Consider the following 15,376-nt stretch of genomic DNA (forward strand, 5'->3'; position numbering starts at 1 on the left):
GTGTGGCTTTTGTCTGGAATGATCGCAAAGCGGTGGCCAACATTCACAAGCATGACGGCATAACATTTGAACAAGCTACTGAAGCCTTCTTCGACCCCTTTTTTAAACTGGTCGATGCCGGGCGGCAAGATGAAGCGCGTGACGCGGTGATTGGCTATGACGAATCAGGACGTTTATTGTTTGTTGTGCATATCGAAGTCGAAGCTGAGTTTATCCGCCTTATTTCGGCCCGCAAAGCCACCCTTACGGAGCGCAATGACTATGATTTCAGAACCTATCAAACAACGCTTAAACAAAGACCGACCAATGATTTCCATTACGTTGCGGATACCCGCTGATGTGGTCGAGTCGATGAAAGCCATTGCGCCGCAAAGGGGCTTTTCTGGCTACCAAGCGTTATTAAAAGCGTATTTAAGTGACGGTTTGCGGCGTGATGAGGCGCAATTCCTGTTAAGCAAAGAAGCCAGGTTGATTGCCGCACTGAAAAAACGGGGGGTATCTGAGAGCCTGATTGCAGAGGCTGAGCGGGATATTGCCGCTTAACCCGTGTTGGCAAGATAGGCTATTATGACTGATGTGCCACCGTTTATAGCGGCATTCCCATTTTAGGCATTAAGGGCGGTTGGCAGGCTCAAAACTGACCGACAACTAACAACCAAGTCCATCGTTATTGAAGCAAAAAATGGCTATAAGCACGCGTGACGGGCTAAACGTTGGCTGTGCATAGGCGGCCATAGTGCAATGGCTAAAGACCATTGCACTCCGTTTATGGCTTACCGTTTAACCCTTAAGCAAACGGATGCTCAAGGATAATAGTCTCATCACGGTCAGGGCCTGTGGACAAAATAGTGACTTTAATGCCCACCAGGTCTTCAATACGTTTGATGTAGGCTTTGGCGTTTGCAGGCAGTGCGTCATAGTCGGTGATACCGGCAGTGGGGTCGCTCCAGCCCGGCATTTGTTCAATAATTGCCTCGCATTCTCCGTATTGGTCTGCCCCTAACGGCGCGATATTAGTGATTTCACCTTTTAGGCGGTAGCCTGTGCAGATACCGACGCTTTCCATGCCGTCTAAGACATCCAGTTTAGTCAGGCAAATGCCGCTTAAGCTGTTCAATTTGGCGGATTTGCGCATGGCGACGGCATCAAACCAACCGCAACGGCGTTTGCGTCCGGTGGTGGCACCGACTTCAAAGCCTTTGGCGCTGAGGTGTTCGCCGTTGGCATCGTGCAATTCGCTAGGGAAAGGGCCGTTGCCGACGCGCGTTGAGTAAGCTTTGGTAATGCCTAAGACATAGTCAAAGTTCAGCAAGCCTACGCCACTACCTGTGGCGGCACCACCTGCGGTGGTGCTGGAAGAGGTGACGTAGGGGAAGGTGCCGTGGTCGACATCCAATAACGCGCCTTGCGCCCCTTCAAATAATAGGTTGCTGCCTTCGGCTTGATGTTGGTACAGCGTTTCGCTGACATCGCACAGCATTGGCTTGATCTGCTCACCAAATGCCAAGGCTTCGTCTAAGGTTTGTTGGTAGTCGACGGCATCGACATGGAAATACTCGGTCAACATAAAATTGTGGTATTCCAATAACTCTTTCAGTTTTTCGGCGAAGGCGGTAGGATTTTTAAAATCCCCCGCGCGTAAACCTCTGCGGCCCGCTTTGTCTTCGTAGGCCGGACCTATGCCGCGTCCGGTCGTGCCGATGGCTTTGCTGCCACGCGCTTTTTCGCGGGCTTGGTCAATGGCGACATGCACGGGCAGGATTAGGGTACAAGCCTCACTGATTAACAGGCGGTTACGGACGTTGATACCGGCTTTTTCAAGGATCTCAATTTCTTCCAGTAAAGCTTTGGGGGAGAGCACGACACCGTTGCCGATCAGGCATTGGACATTGTCGCGGAGGATGCCCGAAGGGATCAGATGCAAAACAGTTTTTTCGCCTTTGATGACCAAGGTATGGCCCGCGTTATGGCCACCTTGGAAGCGTACCACCGCTTGTGCTTGTTCGGTCAATAAATCGACCAGTTTGCCCTTTCCTTCGTCACCCCATTGAGTGCCGATAACAATGACATTTTTTCCCATAATAACTCCAATTACGGCTGCATAAATGCAGCGGGTAGGGCAAAGGCCTTAGGCCGTTGCCGAATTTAAAGGTTTAACAACCCAGTGTTGTTGTTCTTGCACTAAAACGGCGGTGCAGCCATATTCGGCCGCCCCACCGGTTTGCCCCGGCAGTTGCTGGATAACTGCCCGTTGTTGGGCGCGTAAGTCTCTGATGGCGGTCGCCAAGTCGGCATCATCATGATAAGGCGCGAAAATCAGTTCGCGGGGCGGGCAGGAAAAGCTTTGTTTGCTGAGTGCCGATAGCAGTTTCAAGTCGGCGCTGAAACCGGTGGCCGGACGCGCCCTGCCAAAGACTTTGCCGATATTGTCGTAACGTCCGCCCCGGGCAATTTCTCGGCCTACCTTAGGGACAAAGGCGGCGAAGACCATACCTGTGTGGTAATGGTAGCCGCGCAGTTCCGCCAAGTCGAAGCTGATCGCCAAGTGCGGGAAACGGTTGGCTAGTTGTCCGGCGATGGCGGTCAAGTCTGCTAGGGCTTGGTTGACGGCATCGCCCGCTTGAGCCAATAAGGTTTGTGCTTTTACCAATACGGTGTGGTCGCCGTTGAGTTCCGGCAAGGCCAAAAAGAGTTGTTTCAAGTCGCCGTTGATGGCATAACCGTCCATCAGTTCCGCCAGTTCCGGTTTGGCTTTGCGTTGTAAAATGGCGAACAGTTCGCTTTCTTGGGCGACGGACAAATCGGCTTGCTCGGCTAAGGCGCGGTAAATGCCGACATGCCCCAAATCCAGATGCACATTTTGCAGGCCAGTGACGGCGAGCATTTCCAGCATCAGGCAAATGACTTCAAAATCGCTTTCTTTACCCGCATGGCCATACAGTTCCGCGCCGATTTGCATAGGGCTGCGGGTCTTTTCCAGCGGGTCGCCACGCGTATGCAGCACCGTCCCGGCATAACACAGGCGGGTAGGGCAGGTGTGCTTAAGGTTATGCGCATCTATCCGGGCGACTTGCGGAGTCATGTCGGCACGGATGCCGAGCATTTTACCGCTGATTTGATCGGTCAGCTTAAATGTTTGCAGGTCCAAATCATGGCCTGAACCGATCAGCAGCGAATCGAGGAAATCGATAAAAGGTGGTATGACGAGGTCATAACCCCAGCAGGCAAAGCGCTCGAGAAGCTTGTTGCGCAGTGCTTCCAGATGTTTGGCCTCAGTCGGCAAAGTTTCTTCAATGCCTTCGGGCAAAAGCCACGAGTTTTGTTGTTGCATGTGTTTTTAAGTCCCACTCAAACAAAACGCCCCGCACAGGCGGAGCGTTTTGGTGTTTTGAAAATCTGTAGAGGCGATAGCTTACTTCATTTTGTCTGTTTCTTAAAATATTGGAAGAAATCAGAGTCAGGATCCAGCACAATCATGCCGGAATTGGTAAAGGTTTTCTTATACGCATTCAGGCTGCGGTAGAAGGTAAAAAACTCAGGATCTTGGCCGTAGGCTTGGGCATAAATTTCTGAGGCTTTCGCGTCGCCTTCACCGCGTAATTTTTCGGCATCACGGTAGGCGTTCGCTAAGGTGACGACGCGCTGGCGGTCGGCATCGGCGCGTATCCGCTCCGCCGCTTCCGCGCCTTGGGAGCGGAATTCCCGCGCGACCCGCTCACGTTCGGCTTCCATACGGCTGAACACCGAGGCGCTGACTTCGTCAGGCAAATCGATGCGCATGACTTGCACGTCAATAATTTCCATACCTAAACTAGCCGCTATGGACTTGGAATTATTGATCAAAATTTCCCGGATAGCACTGCGGTCGGTGGATACCAATTGCTTGATGTTGCGTTTGCTGAATTCGCCGCGAAAAGCGTCTTTAATGATTTGGTCCAAGCGCAAATTGGCTTGGTCAATATCACCCGCCACGACGGTATAAAATTTAGTGACATCACCAATCCGCCATTTGACGAACGAGTCGACAATGACGTTTTTCTTTTCGGCGGTCAAAAAGCGTTCCGGCCTGGAATCCATGGTTTGGATACGCGCATCAAACAATTTGACGGTGTTGATCAGCGGTATCCTAAAATGCAGGCCAGGTGCGTAATCGCTTTTAATGATTTCACCAAAGCGGAATTTAATGGCTTTTTCTGTTTCCTTGACGGTAAACAGGCTCATCATGCCGGCGATCAGCAGGATACCTGCAACGCCGGCGGCTATTTTATTTTGTATCATTGACGGCCCCTTACATCACGACCACGACTGGTAGCCCGGTCAACACTATGCTCGTCGACGGCTGCGGACGCAGGGGCGGCGGCTGGCGTTGCGGCGGGTTCATTGCTGTTTTGCACCGGATTGCTGTTGGCAGGCAGGCTGGCGGGTTTATGCGGCAGCATTTTATCTAACGGCAAATACATCATATTGTTGCCGCCTTTCACATCAACCATTACGGTATTGGTTTCCGAGAACACCGCTTCCATTGCGTCAATATAGAGACGTTTGCGGGTTACGTCGGGGGCTTTGCTGTATTCGGCATATAATTTGGCAAAACGGCTGCTCTCACCTTCGGCTTGGGCGATGACTTGTTCTTTGTAGCCTTCCGCTTCTTGCATCTTTCTGGCCGCCGCCCCACGCGCTTTAGGCACAACATCGTTAGAGTAGGCTTCGGCTTCGTTGATCAGGCGCTGTTCGTCTTCACGCGCCTTAATGGCATCGGCGAAGGCGTTTTGCACCTGTTCGGGAGGTTGCGCATCTTGCAGGTTGACGCTGGTGATTTGGATGCCGGAATGGTAGCTGTCCATCACGTCTTGGATTTCTTTTTTGATCTGGGTGACAATTTCGCTACGGCCTTCGGTTAAGACAAAATCCATGGTGCTGCTGCCGATCACGCCGCGCTGGGCGCTTTCGGTAACTTGTTTCAGCGTGGCGGCCGGGTTGACGATATTAAAAATAAAGTCTTTGGCATCTTTTACTTGGTATTGCACCGCAAGGCGCACGTCGACATAGTTTTCATCTTTGGTCAGCATCAGCGCTTCTTTCAATACCGAACCGCTTTGTTCGCTGCCCGCGCTACGGTACCCGACTTCGATAAAACGTTGTTGCTTAACGTTGACGATATTGACTTGTTCGATAGGGGCGGGCAGATGCCAATGCAGGCCGGATTGGGTAATGGTGGTGTATTTGCCAAAACGGGTCTCGACGCCGTGGTTACCTTCATCGACGACATAAAAGCCGGTTATACCCCATAAAAAAACCGCCACACCGGCGGCAATGGCGGTCAGGCCTTTCATTGGGGGGCTGGAATCGTTGCTTGAATTGCCGCCGCCCTCGCCACCGCCAAACAGTTTGCCTAATTTTTCTTGTAAAGACCGCAGGGCTTCATCAAGATCGGGAGGCCCATTCTTGTCTCCCCGCCCGCTCCAGGGGTCTTTTTTATCGCCGCCAGGCTCATTCCACGACATATTTTATGCTCCGTATGGATTATTTTACTGTTATTTGATCCCGTAGGATGTGTTGTCGGCCTTCAGCATGAAAGCGTTTGCCTTTACAGGCAGCAATACTTATCGGCTATTTTAGCGTAAATGCCTTAAAAACACGAAAACACCCGGAGATAGGTAAGACATCTCCAAGTGCTTTGAGGTTTAGCCTGTCGTAGCCTGTCTGTGCCAAAGCCCGCTAAGGCCATTCGTTAAGGCAGCTCTTCGGTCTTAACTTCTTTTAACAGGCCTAAGTGCTTAACATCTATTTGTACGACCAGTTCGCTGGCACCCAGTTCATCAATATCCTCGGCAATGATTTTTGCGCAAGTAAATAATTTAGCGCGGATGCCGCCCTGTTGCGGGGTCAAAAAGCAGCGGCGGGTCACTTTGGTGCTGGCAAACAGCTCCACGAGAACCTGCACTAAAAGCTCCATGCCCGCACCGGTTTCCGCCGATAACCAAACCCGCACCGGATTGCCCGCATCATCGCGGTCAATATGCGGCAGGATGCCGTCGAGCAGGTCGATTTTGTTGAACACTTCGATTTGCTTGACGGTATCGGCTTGTATTTCGGTCAGCACTAGGTTGACTTGGGCAATGATGGTATCACGGTCATCGCTGTGGGCATCAATAACGTGCAGCAATAACTCCGCTTCGCTGGCTTCCTGTAGGGTCGATTTAAACGCGGCGACCAGCTCATGCGGTAGGTGGCGGATAAAGCCCACCGTATCGGCTAAGACAATTTCGCTATTGTTGGCCAGTTGGACGCTACGCAAGGTCGGGTCTAGGGTGGCGAACAATTGGTCTGCTGCATAAATGCCCGCCCCGGTCAGTTGGTTAAATAGCGTCGATTTCCCGGCATTCGTGTAGCCGACCAAGGAGACGGTAGGGATTTCGGCTTTTTTGCGTTGGCTGCGCCCCTGGTGGCGTTGTTTGTCGACTTTATCCAAGCGTTGTTGGATTTGTTTGATGCGCCCGGCTAATAGGCGGCGGTCGGTTTCCAACTGGGTTTCACCCGGCCCTCTTAAGCCGATACCGCCTTTTTGCCGCTCCAAATGCGTCCAGCCGCGTACCAAACGGGTTGACAAATGCTTAAGCTGCGCCAATTCGACTTGGAGTTTGCCTTCAAAAGATTGCGCCCGCTGGGCAAAAATATCCAAGATCAAGCCGTTTCTGTCGACTACCCGCACCCCCAGATAGCCTTCCAAGTTACGTTCTTGGCTGGGCGATAGCGGATGGTTGACGAGTACGACATCGGCGGCATAGTCTTGGACGGCGAGTTTTAGCTCGTCAAGTTTGCCCGTGCCCATAAAATATTTGGCATCGGGGCGTTTGCGGCTACCAGTGACAACATAGACAGGATCAGTTCCGGCGGATTTAGCCAGTTCTTTAAGTTCTGCAAGATCTTCCTGTCCGGTATGAAAGGTCAGATGAACAAGAACAGCCCGTTCACCTGAATCAGGACGGTCAAACAATTAGTGCCTCATTAAAGCAGAAGGATAAGGGGATAAGTTGGCGATGTGGCATCATCTTACTCATCGCTGCTGTCATCGCCTTCGCGGGTCATTTTAACCGCTTTGCTGGGGACGATAGTAGAAATGGCGTGTTTATACACCATTTGGCTGACGGTATTTTTCAGCATAATCACATACTGGTCGAACGAATCGACTTTGCCTTGCAGCTTGATGCCGTTGACCAGAAAAATAGATACGGGGGTATGTTCTTTTCTGAGGGTGTTTAAAAAGTTGTCCTGCAAATTTTGGCCTTTTGACATCCGATTTCTCCTTATTTTTATAGAAATGCTGGTTAAGATAACTGCAATTATCAGTCAATACAAATCATAATCTGGCAAACAAAACGCTTGCTGTGTCGGTTAGGTAGATTTTACCAATAGATTCGATGACTTGCTTTTAATTTTATATGTGGTTTTTAGTTTGACAACAAGGCGACGATACGCGCCTTGGCCTAATACGCTATCTGGCAACAGCAATAGCGTATGCCGATTAGGCGGGATGATGCGGTCAAACAGGCCCGTGGGTTTGATATGGGTATGGTTGCCCCGAATTTCAACATGCAAAAATAATGCAAAAGTGGTCATGACGGTCGTGGGTAAAATTTGCACCGCGCTAAAATCGCCGCTATCGGCCACTTCCCAGCCCAAAGCCGTGCTGTATCTTAAGGTACGCCACATCGGCCGGCAACAGCTGAGGGCGCGGCGATAGTGGCTCAGCACTGCCGTTGCCAGCAACCCTTGCACCATGAGTGGCAGGGCGTTGCTGAAACAGGCGCACACCGCCAGCGTATAACCGCCCGTTAAGGCTATTTTTAAGCGTTTTGAGCAAATTAAAGGAAATTCGGTCATGGCTACGCACTGCACTGGTTTAAGTTGCTTTAGGGAAGGCTGGCTTTTGTGCGTTGCACCACCCACTTTACCTCAGGCCGCCAAAAGATTAATTTCATCACTGTTGCCAATTTTTAGAGCACTTTACGGCAATATAGCCTAATCGCCTGCCAATTCAAGCCTGCCCGTTACTGTTCTTGCACCGCTTTAATATAAAGGGTTGCACCAATAACTGCCGCTGGAGCGACGAGGATATTCACGATTGGCAAAGTCAGCCCCATCATAGTGATGCCGCCAAAGCTTAAAGAGCCTAAGCGCATATCTTTAGCCAGTTGTTTTTGCTCAGGAAACAAGAAACCGGCATTTTCTAGCGGAAAGGCCATATATTCCAAGGCCATGCCCCACGCGCCAAATAATGCCCATAAAAAGGGGGCGATGACATTAAGGCCTGGGATTAAAAACAGCACCAGCAAGGGCAGGGCGCGGGTCGCTAGGTATAGCACCCGTTTCAGTTCGGCCGCCATCACCTTGGCGACGGGCAGTTCCGCTACCGTAACGGCATTGTTGCCGCTCACCAGCGCTAAGGTCTTAGCCGCCAGCTTACCGTAAAAAGGCGCGGCTAATATATTTGCCACCACCGTAAAGGTAAAGAACCCGGCAATAAAAAAACAGATGAAAAATAACGGCCATAACACCCAGCTTAGCCAATTGAGCCACGCGGGGATAAAGTGCCGGATCAGTTCGTCCATGTAGTGGTAGCCCAATACCAAGGCCACGGCATAGATGAGAAAATTGATCAGCAAGGGCATGAGCAAAAAAGGCCGTAACTCAGGCCGCATCAGCAGACCGACACCTTGGAAAAAATAGCGGGTCGCCGCCAGCGGGTTATTGGTTTGTTTGCTTACTCTCATTGCAAGGCTTCCATAGTGGTTAACGAGGGCTGCATCACCACGCCGCGTTCCGTGACCAGTGCCGTAATCAGTTCGGCGGGGGTTACGTCAAAGACCGGATTCCAAGCAGTGACCAACGAGTCGGGCGTGTGGTAACAGGCGGGTAACAGTTCCCGGGCATGGCGTTGTTCAATGTCAATCGCCACGCCCGAAGCGATGCTCCAGTCTATGGTCGTCGTTGGTGCGACCACCATAAACTTGACTTGATGTTGCCGTGCCAGCACCGCCAAGGCATAAGTGCCGATTTTGTTGGCGGTATCGCCATTGGCGGCAATCCGGTCGGCGCCGACGATCACCCAGTCAACCGCCCCGGATTGCATCAGCCATGCTGCCGCCGAATCGGCGATGAGGGTCACCGGAATGCCTTCTTGCGCCAATTCCCAAACGGTCAGCCGCGCACCTTGTAACCAAGGCCGGGTCTCGCCGGCAAACACCGCCACGTCTTGGCGTTGCCGGACACTGCGGATGACCCCTAAGGCCGTACCGTAACCGCCTGTCGCTAAAGCCCCGGTATTGCAGTGGGTTAGGATGCCTTTAGCATGACCGATTAAATCTGCACCAAGTTCCCCCATGCGGCGATTTGCCGCAACATCGTCAGCATGGATGGCTTTTGCACAGGCTAATAAGTCCGCCAATGGCTGTTCGGAAACCTTGTCCAGCACCGTTTTCATGGTTGCCAAGGCGGTGAACAGGTTCACCGCTGTAGGCCGGGATTGCGCCAAAAACGCCATGTCCGCCGCTACCTTGGCTTGCCATTGGCTAGGTGTGTCCCGATAATGGCGATAAGCCGACAACACCACGCCGTAAGCTGCCGCAATGCCTATTGCAGGCGCACCGCGCACCCGCATGGAGGCGATGGCATCATGCACCCCCGCCGCGTCATCATACACATCATAAGCGATCGTGTCCGGCAACTGCCGTTGGTCCAGCACTTTTAAGGCGGAGCCTGTCCATTCTAGGGCTTGTACGGTTAATTTAGTCATTGATAGCAATTGTCAGTAAAAATTAGGGTTGCGTGGGCCGCTGCGGATATCTAGGGCAACAGGCCTGAAACTATAACGGCATTTTATTACAGACTTGCGGATCACCGCTGAAGTTTTGTCGGCGGCGGTGCGGCAAGCTAACTGTTTTTAAGATTACCCAAAATTGTTAATGACCAAAACGGCATAATTTTGTATAGTGTTACAGTTCGTTTATTGATAACGGGATGCGTCCTTCTGGGTTCATCCCGTTTTGCATATTTGAGGTAACGTGTTTGACTAAGTCTGCTTTATTAGTGTTAGAAGATGGTACGGTATTTAGCGGTGTCTCGGTAGGGGCAGACGGCTGTTCGGTCGGCGAAGTGGTGTTCAACACCGCCATGACCGGCTATCAGGAAATTCTCAGTGACCCGTCTTACGCCCGGCAAATTGTCACCCTGACCTATCCGCATATCGGCAATGTCGGCACCACCGCCGAAGATGACGAATCGGTGGGCGTATTCGCCAGTGGCCTGGTGATTAGGGATTTGCCGTTGTTGGCCAGTAACTGGCGTAGCGAGAAAACCTTGCAGCAGTATTTGCTGGACAATAACGTGGTGGCGATTGCCGAAATCGACACCCGCAAACTGACCCGCCTGTTACGCGACAAAGGTGCGCAACGTGGCGCGATAGTGGCGGGTGAAGAAGTTGATGTGGCGACCGCCACGGCGGCCATTGCTGGCTTTGCGGGCCTAAAAGGCTTGGATTTGGCGAAAGAAGTCACCACCGCCGACAGTTACGCCTGGACAGAAAGCACTTGGACGTTGCAAGACGGGCATTTGCCGGGTGAAAATCTGGGCAAGCATGTCGTGGCTTATGATTTTGGCATCAAGCGTAATATCTTGCGTTTGCTGGTTAAGCGCGGTTGCCGTGTCACGGTCGTACCTGCCCAAACCCCTGCCGCCGACGTGTTGGCACTGAACCCCGATGGGGTATTTTTGTCCAACGGCCCGGGCGATCCAGAGCCTTGTACTTATGCTATTGATGCTATCCGTGACATTTTGGCGACCAAGATTCCGGTGTTCGGCATTTGTTTGGGCCACCAATTGTTGGCTTTAGCCAGTGGCGCGAAGACTGAGAAAATGAAATTCGGCCACCATGGCGCTAACCATCCGGTACAGAATCTCGCCACCGGGCATGTCATGATCAGCAGCCAAAACCACGGCTTTGCCGTTAATGAGGCCAGTTTGCCGGATAACCTGATCGCCACCCACCGCTCGTTATTCGACGGTAGCTTACAGGGTATCAAGCGGACGGACGTGCCGGCTTTCAGTTTTCAGGGGCATCCCGAAGCGAGTCCGGGGCCGCATGATGTGGAAGGTTTGTTTGATGAGTTTATGGCGATGATGGCTGCGCATTAAATGCGTGTTTTGCTGGGATAATGGTGTTTTTAGCCATCGTGCGGTGGCTATACATTATCAATTGCAACGAGTCAAAATATACGGGATAGGCTTAAGGGATATGAGGCCGTTTTCTCGAAGGAGTTGCTCAAACTGATATTTTTCCTTGTTGACTCATTTTTTTCATGCAAAGCGACGCGCTGTTTATTATCTGTCAAGCCTATTTTTGAAAGTATCAAGCTAGATTGTCCACCTAAGGCTAGCAGTTGAGTTGAAGCAAAGCAAATTGCCTCTCATGGCGTTTAAGGCAATAAAAATAACTTTGGAGGCTAGATATGCTGCAAGTAACCCTAGAACTCAAAAATAACGAAGATGAGATGCTTTTGTTGCCGTTGTTACAGAGGTTGGGCATCAGGTATTCAACGTTAAAAAAAGAAGATAATAATGAAAGCCTTGCTTATCATCGGCAGATTATTGAGCGTGGTGTCGATATGGCTGACTTTGATGGTTTTTTGCAAGAATTTAATGATAGCCGCCAAGATAGGCATTTACCCTTTAGAAACGAATGAAGCTGCTGGACAGTAATATCCTGATTTATTCACAGCTATCGGAATATGCTTATTTGCGTCCCTTTATCTTCGACCAAGACAGTGCCGTTTCAAAAATCACCCAGCTTGAAGTTTTAGGCTTCCATCGATTGAACGATGAAGCTAGGCAGTATTTTGTAAGCTGTTTTCAATTTATTAATTTAATTGAAATAAATAACAGCATTATCGATAGGGCAATCCTTCTGCGCCACAACGTAAAATGTCATTAGGTGATGCCATTATAGCCGCAACAGCCTTGTGCTATAACGCAACAATCATAACGCGTAATGTAAAAGACTTTGCGGAGATTGCCCATTTAAATGTAATAAACCCCTTCATAGTTAACTGTTAGGGCTTGGTGGGTTTAACTGATTAATTATATTAACAAAGCAAAAATATGCCCAAAAGAACCGACATAAAATCCATTTTATTATTAGGCGCAGGCCCCATCGTTATTGGTCAGGCTTGCGAATTCGATTACTCCGGCACCCAAGCGTGTAAAGCGTTGCGTGAAGAGGGCTACCGCGTGATTTTGGTTAACTCCAATCCCGCGACGATTATGACCGACCCCGATATGGCGGACGCGATTTATATCGAGCCTATCGACTGGCAAACCGTGGAAAAAATCATCGCCAAAGAACGTCCCGATGCCATTTTGCCGACCATGGGCGGGCAGACCGCGCTCAATTGCGCCTTGGCTTTAGACAAGCACGGGGTTTTGGCAAAATACAATGTCGAAATGATCGGCGCGACCAAAGAAGCGATTAACAAAGCCGAAGACCGCCAATTGTTCAACGATGCGATGGCGCGTATCGGTTTTGAGGTCGCCAAGTCAAAAACCGCGCATACCATGGAAGAAGCCTTTGCGGCGCAAAAAGAAGTCGGCTATCCGACCGTCATCCGCCCGTCCTTTACCATGGGCGGCAGTGGCGGCGGTATTGCCTACAACAAAGAAGAGTTCATGGAGATTTGCGAACGCGGCTTGGACTTGTCACCGACCAATGAATTGCTGATTGAAGAATCGGTGTTGGGTTGGAAAGAGTACGAGATGGAAGTCGTGCGCGACAGCAAAGACAATTGCATCATCGTTTGCTCGATTGAAAACTTCGACCCGATGGGGGTGCATACCGGCGACTCGATTACCGTTGCCCCTGCGCAAACGCTAACTGACAAAGAATATCAAATCCTGCGTAACGTGTCTTTGGCAGTATTGCGCGAGATTGGCGTGGATACGGGCGGTTCTAACGTGCAGGTGGCGATTAATCCGGTCGATGGCCGTTTGATCGTCATTGAAATGAACCCACGGGTGTCGCGCTCGTCGGCGTTGGCTTCTAAAGCCACGGGCTTCCCGATTGCGAAGGTCGCCGCCAAGTTGGCGGTGGGCTTTACCTTGGACGAATTGCAAAACGAAATTACTGGCGGTGCGACCCCGGCATCGTTTGAGCCGAGCATCGATTATGTCGTGACCAAAGTGCCGCGTTTCACCTTTGAAAAATTCCCGCAAGCCGATGACCGTCTGACCACGCAAATGAAATCGGTCGGTGAGGTGATGGCGATAGGCCGCACCTTCCAAGAGTCTTTGCAAAAAGCCTTGCGCGGTTTGGAGATCGGCATCAGCGGTTTGGATGAAATTATTGATTTGAATGCCGATGAAGCCTTGGATAAAATCCACAGGGAAATGCGCCACCCCGGCCCTGACCGTTTGCGTTATGTGGCCGATGCTTTCCGTATCGGCATGAGCCTGACCGAAATCCATGATGTTTGTAAAATCGACCCGTGGTTTTTGGCGCAACTGGAAGATTTGGTGCTGTCTGAAAAGGCCTTGGCGACCAAAACCTTGTCAACGCTGAAAACAGGCGAGTTATATAAGCTCAAACGCAAAGGCTTTTCCGATGTGCGGTTGGCGAAGCTGTTGGGCACCTCAGAAACTGAAGTGCGCAATACCCGCCACAAGCAAAACATCCGGCCAGTCTATAAGCGTATTGACTCCTGCGCAGCGGAGTTTGCCTCCGATACCGCGTACTTGTTCTCAACCTATGAAGAAGAGTGCGAAGCGCGGGTATCCGACCGGGAAAAGATTATTATTCTCGGCGGCGGCCCTAACCGTATCGGCCAAGGCATCGAGTTTGACTATTGCTGTGTCCATGCGGCTTTAGCTTTGCGGGAAGATGGTTACGAAACCATTATGATTAACTGCAACCCGGAAACGGTCTCCACCGATTTTGACACCTCTGACCGCTTGTATTTTGAGCCGTTGACCTTGGAAGATGTCTTGGAGATTGTCCATCTGGAACAGCCTAAGGGCGTGATTGTCCAATACGGTGGCCAAACCCCGCTGAAATTGGCCCGCGCCTTAGAAGCGGCGGGAGTGCCGATTATCGGTACCTCGCCCGACTCGATAGACTTGGCGGAAGACCGCGAGCGGTTCCAGAAATTGCTGGAGCGGTTAAATTTGAGGCAGCCGCCGAATGCCACCGCGCGTTCGGTCGATCAGGCCATCAGTGCCGCAAAGGAACTGGGTTATCCGTTGGTGGTGCGCCCCTCTTATGTGTTAGGTGGCCGGGCGATGGAAATCGTCGTCAACGAAGAAGGTTTGCAACGCTATATGAAAGAAGCGGTGAGTGTCTCTAACGACTCGCCCGTCTTACTTGACCGCTTCCTAGATGATGCCGTAGAAATGGACGTGGATGCCATTTATGACGGTGAGCGCGTCCTAATTGGCGGTTTGATGGAGCATATCGAGCAAGCCGGGGTGCATTCCGGTGACTCGGCCTGTTCGTTGCCGCCTTATGATTTGCCGGCGCATCTGCAAGACCAATTGCGCGAACAAGTGGCCAGAATGGCTGAGGCTTTGGGGGTGCGCGGTTTGATGAACACCCAGTTTGCGATTCAGGGCGAAGACATTTATGTGCTGGAAGTGAATCCTAGAGCCTCCAGGACTGCGCCTTTTGTCTCCAAAGCCACCGGTTATGCGTTGGCGAAAATCGCCGCGCGGGTAATGGTAGGTCAAACCTTGGCACAGCAAGGTGTGACCGAAGAGCGTATCCCCGATTATTATTCCGTTAAGGAAGCGGTGTTCCCGTTCGTGAAATTCCCTGGTGTCGACCCATTATTAGGACCGGAAATGAAATCGACGGGCGAAGTTATGGGCGTGGGTAAAACCTTCGGCGAAGCTTTTGCCAAATCGCAACGGGCGGCAGGTGTCAATCTGAATGCCAGCGGTAAGGTGTTGATCAGTATCCGCGACGGCGATAAGGCGAAAGCCCCGGAAATCGCCCGCATGTTGGTCGATAAAAAGTACGAAATTGTCGCCACGGGCGGTACGGCTAAGTATCTTAAGGAAAAAGGCATCCCTTGCGAACTGGTCTATAAGGTCAACGAAGGGCGGCCTAATACGGTTGATATGATTAAAAACGGTCAAATCCAACTGATTATCAATACCACTATCGGCACAAAGGCTATTTCCGATTCCTTCACCATGCGCCGCGCCGCTTTGCAGAACCGGGTGCCTTATTACACGACTATGGCCGGGGCACGGGCCGCCTGTTTTGCTTTAGGCGAGCTGGATGCGGGTGATGTGTCGTGTTTGCAGGACTTGCATAAAAGTTTAAAGTGAT

The 15,376-nt window shown here is 51.3% G+C and carries 15 protein-coding genes; 6 read left to right on the forward strand and 9 right to left on the reverse strand.

Features of this window, described 5'->3' with window-relative positions:
- Window positions 1–2: 2 nt before the first annotated feature.
- Both AADEFJLK_RS12620 and AADEFJLK_RS12625 read left to right on the forward strand, forming a co-directional pair.
- Window positions 3–338, forward strand: a complete 336-nt coding sequence (locus AADEFJLK_RS12620; protein ID WP_103974528.1) for a BrnT family toxin — start codon at window positions 3–5, stop codon at window positions 336–338.
- Window positions 307–543: a BrnA antitoxin family protein gene (locus tag AADEFJLK_RS12625; RefSeq protein WP_249028040.1), complete on the forward strand. Its 237-nt coding sequence runs from the start codon at window positions 307–309 to the stop codon at window positions 541–543. Before AADEFJLK_RS12620 ends, AADEFJLK_RS12625 begins: the two co-directional genes overlap by 32 nt.
- Before the next feature lie 244 nt (window positions 544–787).
- Here the strand turns inward: AADEFJLK_RS12625 and AADEFJLK_RS12630 are convergent, their stop codons facing one another.
- The 9 genes from AADEFJLK_RS12630 to mtnA all read right to left on the reverse strand — a co-directional run bounded on the left by AADEFJLK_RS12630 (window position 788) and on the right by mtnA (window position 9,796).
- On the reverse strand, window positions 788–2,080 hold the full coding sequence (locus AADEFJLK_RS12630; protein WP_088620049.1) for an adenylosuccinate synthase: 1,293 nt from the start codon (window positions 2,078–2,080) through the stop codon (window positions 788–790).
- Window positions 2,081–2,128: 48 nt separating this feature from the next.
- Complete coding sequence (locus tag AADEFJLK_RS12635; protein ID WP_088620048.1) at window positions 2,129–3,331, reverse strand: ATP phosphoribosyltransferase regulatory subunit; 1,203 nt, start codon at window positions 3,329–3,331, stop codon at window positions 2,129–2,131.
- Between the two features lie 86 nt (window positions 3,332–3,417).
- Complete coding sequence (hflC, locus tag AADEFJLK_RS12640; protein WP_088620047.1) at window positions 3,418–4,278, reverse strand: protease modulator HflC; 861 nt, start codon at window positions 4,276–4,278, stop codon at window positions 3,418–3,420.
- The gene (gene hflK, locus AADEFJLK_RS12645; RefSeq protein WP_103974530.1) at window positions 4,275–5,504 is read right to left on the reverse strand and encodes an FtsH protease activity modulator HflK; all 1,230 of its coding nucleotides are present in this window, start codon (window positions 5,502–5,504) and stop codon (window positions 4,275–4,277) included. Before hflK ends, hflC begins: the two co-directional genes overlap by 4 nt.
- 227 nt (window positions 5,505–5,731) lie before the next feature.
- On the reverse strand, window positions 5,732–6,997 hold the full coding sequence (gene hflX / locus AADEFJLK_RS12650) for a ribosome rescue GTPase HflX (protein WP_088620045.1): 1,266 nt from the start codon (window positions 6,995–6,997) through the stop codon (window positions 5,732–5,734).
- A gap of 56 nt (window positions 6,998–7,053) precedes the next feature.
- Window positions 7,054–7,296, reverse strand: a complete 243-nt coding sequence (gene hfq, locus AADEFJLK_RS12655) for an RNA chaperone Hfq (RefSeq protein WP_088620044.1) — start codon at window positions 7,294–7,296, stop codon at window positions 7,054–7,056.
- A gap of 99 nt (window positions 7,297–7,395) precedes the next feature.
- Window positions 7,396–7,884 carry a protein YgfX gene (locus AADEFJLK_RS12660; protein WP_088620043.1) on the reverse strand — a complete coding sequence of 163 codons (489 nt, stop codon included), beginning with the start codon at window positions 7,882–7,884 and terminating at the stop codon, window positions 7,396–7,398.
- 167 nt (window positions 7,885–8,051) lie between these two features.
- A complete protein-coding gene (cysZ, locus tag AADEFJLK_RS12665) occupies window positions 8,052–8,774 on the reverse strand; it encodes a sulfate transporter CysZ (RefSeq protein WP_103974531.1) in 723 nt (240 codons plus the stop codon).
- Window positions 8,771–9,796, reverse strand: a complete 1,026-nt coding sequence (gene mtnA, locus AADEFJLK_RS12670; RefSeq protein ID WP_103974532.1) for an S-methyl-5-thioribose-1-phosphate isomerase — start codon at window positions 9,794–9,796, stop codon at window positions 8,771–8,773. The genes cysZ and mtnA overlap by 4 nt, the downstream gene beginning before the upstream one ends.
- 272 nt (window positions 9,797–10,068) lie before the next feature.
- Here mtnA and carA point away from each other — a divergent pair, with 272 nt between their 5' ends.
- The 4 genes from carA to carB all read left to right on the forward strand — a co-directional run bounded on the left by carA (window position 10,069) and on the right by carB (window position 15,375).
- Entirely contained in the window at window positions 10,069–11,193 is a 1,125-nt protein-coding gene (gene carA, locus AADEFJLK_RS12675; protein WP_103974626.1) for a glutamine-hydrolyzing carbamoyl-phosphate synthase small subunit, read from the forward strand.
- A gap of 314 nt (window positions 11,194–11,507) precedes the next feature.
- Window positions 11,508–11,741: a hypothetical protein gene (locus tag AADEFJLK_RS12680; RefSeq protein WP_088620039.1), complete on the forward strand. Its 234-nt coding sequence runs from the start codon at window positions 11,508–11,510 to the stop codon at window positions 11,739–11,741.
- Window positions 11,738–11,989: a PIN domain-containing protein gene (locus AADEFJLK_RS25125; RefSeq protein ID WP_103974533.1), complete on the forward strand. Its 252-nt coding sequence runs from the start codon at window positions 11,738–11,740 to the stop codon at window positions 11,987–11,989. The genes AADEFJLK_RS12680 and AADEFJLK_RS25125 overlap by 4 nt, the downstream gene beginning before the upstream one ends.
- Window positions 11,990–12,156: 167 nt before the next feature.
- Window positions 12,157–15,375: a carbamoyl-phosphate synthase large subunit gene (gene carB, locus AADEFJLK_RS12695; protein WP_088620037.1), complete on the forward strand. Its 3,219-nt coding sequence runs from the start codon at window positions 12,157–12,159 to the stop codon at window positions 15,373–15,375.
- Window position 15,376 lies beyond the last annotated feature (1 nt).

The organism is Methylovulum psychrotolerans (assembly GCF_002923755.1).
Lineage (GTDB): Bacteria > Pseudomonadota > Gammaproteobacteria > Methylococcales > Methylomonadaceae > Methylovulum > Methylovulum psychrotolerans.

Bases quoted from the DNA above. Each gene is read 5' to 3' on its own strand.
- AADEFJLK_RS25125 (WP_103974533.1), top strand. From the start codon at position 11,738: ATGAAGCTGCTGGACAGTAATATCCTGATTTATTCACAGCTATCGGAA.
- carB (WP_088620037.1), top strand. From the start codon at position 12,157: ATGCCCAAAAGAACCGACATAAAATCCATTTTATTATTAGGCGCAGGC.
- hflC (WP_088620047.1), bottom strand. From the start codon at position 4,278: ATGATACAAAATAAAATAGCCGCCGGCGTTGCAGGTATCCTGCTGATC.
- cysZ (WP_103974531.1), bottom strand. From the start codon at position 8,774: ATGAGAGTAAGCAAACAAACCAATAACCCGCTGGCGGCGACCCGCTAT.
- AADEFJLK_RS12660 (WP_088620043.1), bottom strand. From the start codon at position 7,884: ATGACCGAATTTCCTTTAATTTGCTCAAAACGCTTAAAAATAGCCTTA.
- hfq (WP_088620044.1), bottom strand. From the start codon at position 7,296: ATGTCAAAAGGCCAAAATTTGCAGGACAACTTTTTAAACACCCTCAGA.
- AADEFJLK_RS12625 (WP_249028040.1), top strand. From the start codon at position 307: ATGATTTCCATTACGTTGCGGATACCCGCTGATGTGGTCGAGTCGATG.
- hflK (WP_103974530.1), bottom strand. From the start codon at position 5,504: ATGTCGTGGAATGAGCCTGGCGGCGATAAAAAAGACCCCTGGAGCGGG.
- mtnA (WP_103974532.1), bottom strand. From the start codon at position 9,796: ATGACTAAATTAACCGTACAAGCCCTAGAATGGACAGGCTCCGCCTTA.
- AADEFJLK_RS12635 (WP_088620048.1), bottom strand. From the start codon at position 3,331: ATGCAACAACAAAACTCGTGGCTTTTGCCCGAAGGCATTGAAGAAACT.
- AADEFJLK_RS12680 (WP_088620039.1), top strand. From the start codon at position 11,508: ATGCTGCAAGTAACCCTAGAACTCAAAAATAACGAAGATGAGATGCTT.
- AADEFJLK_RS12630 (WP_088620049.1), bottom strand. From the start codon at position 2,080: ATGGGAAAAAATGTCATTGTTATCGGCACTCAATGGGGTGACGAAGGA.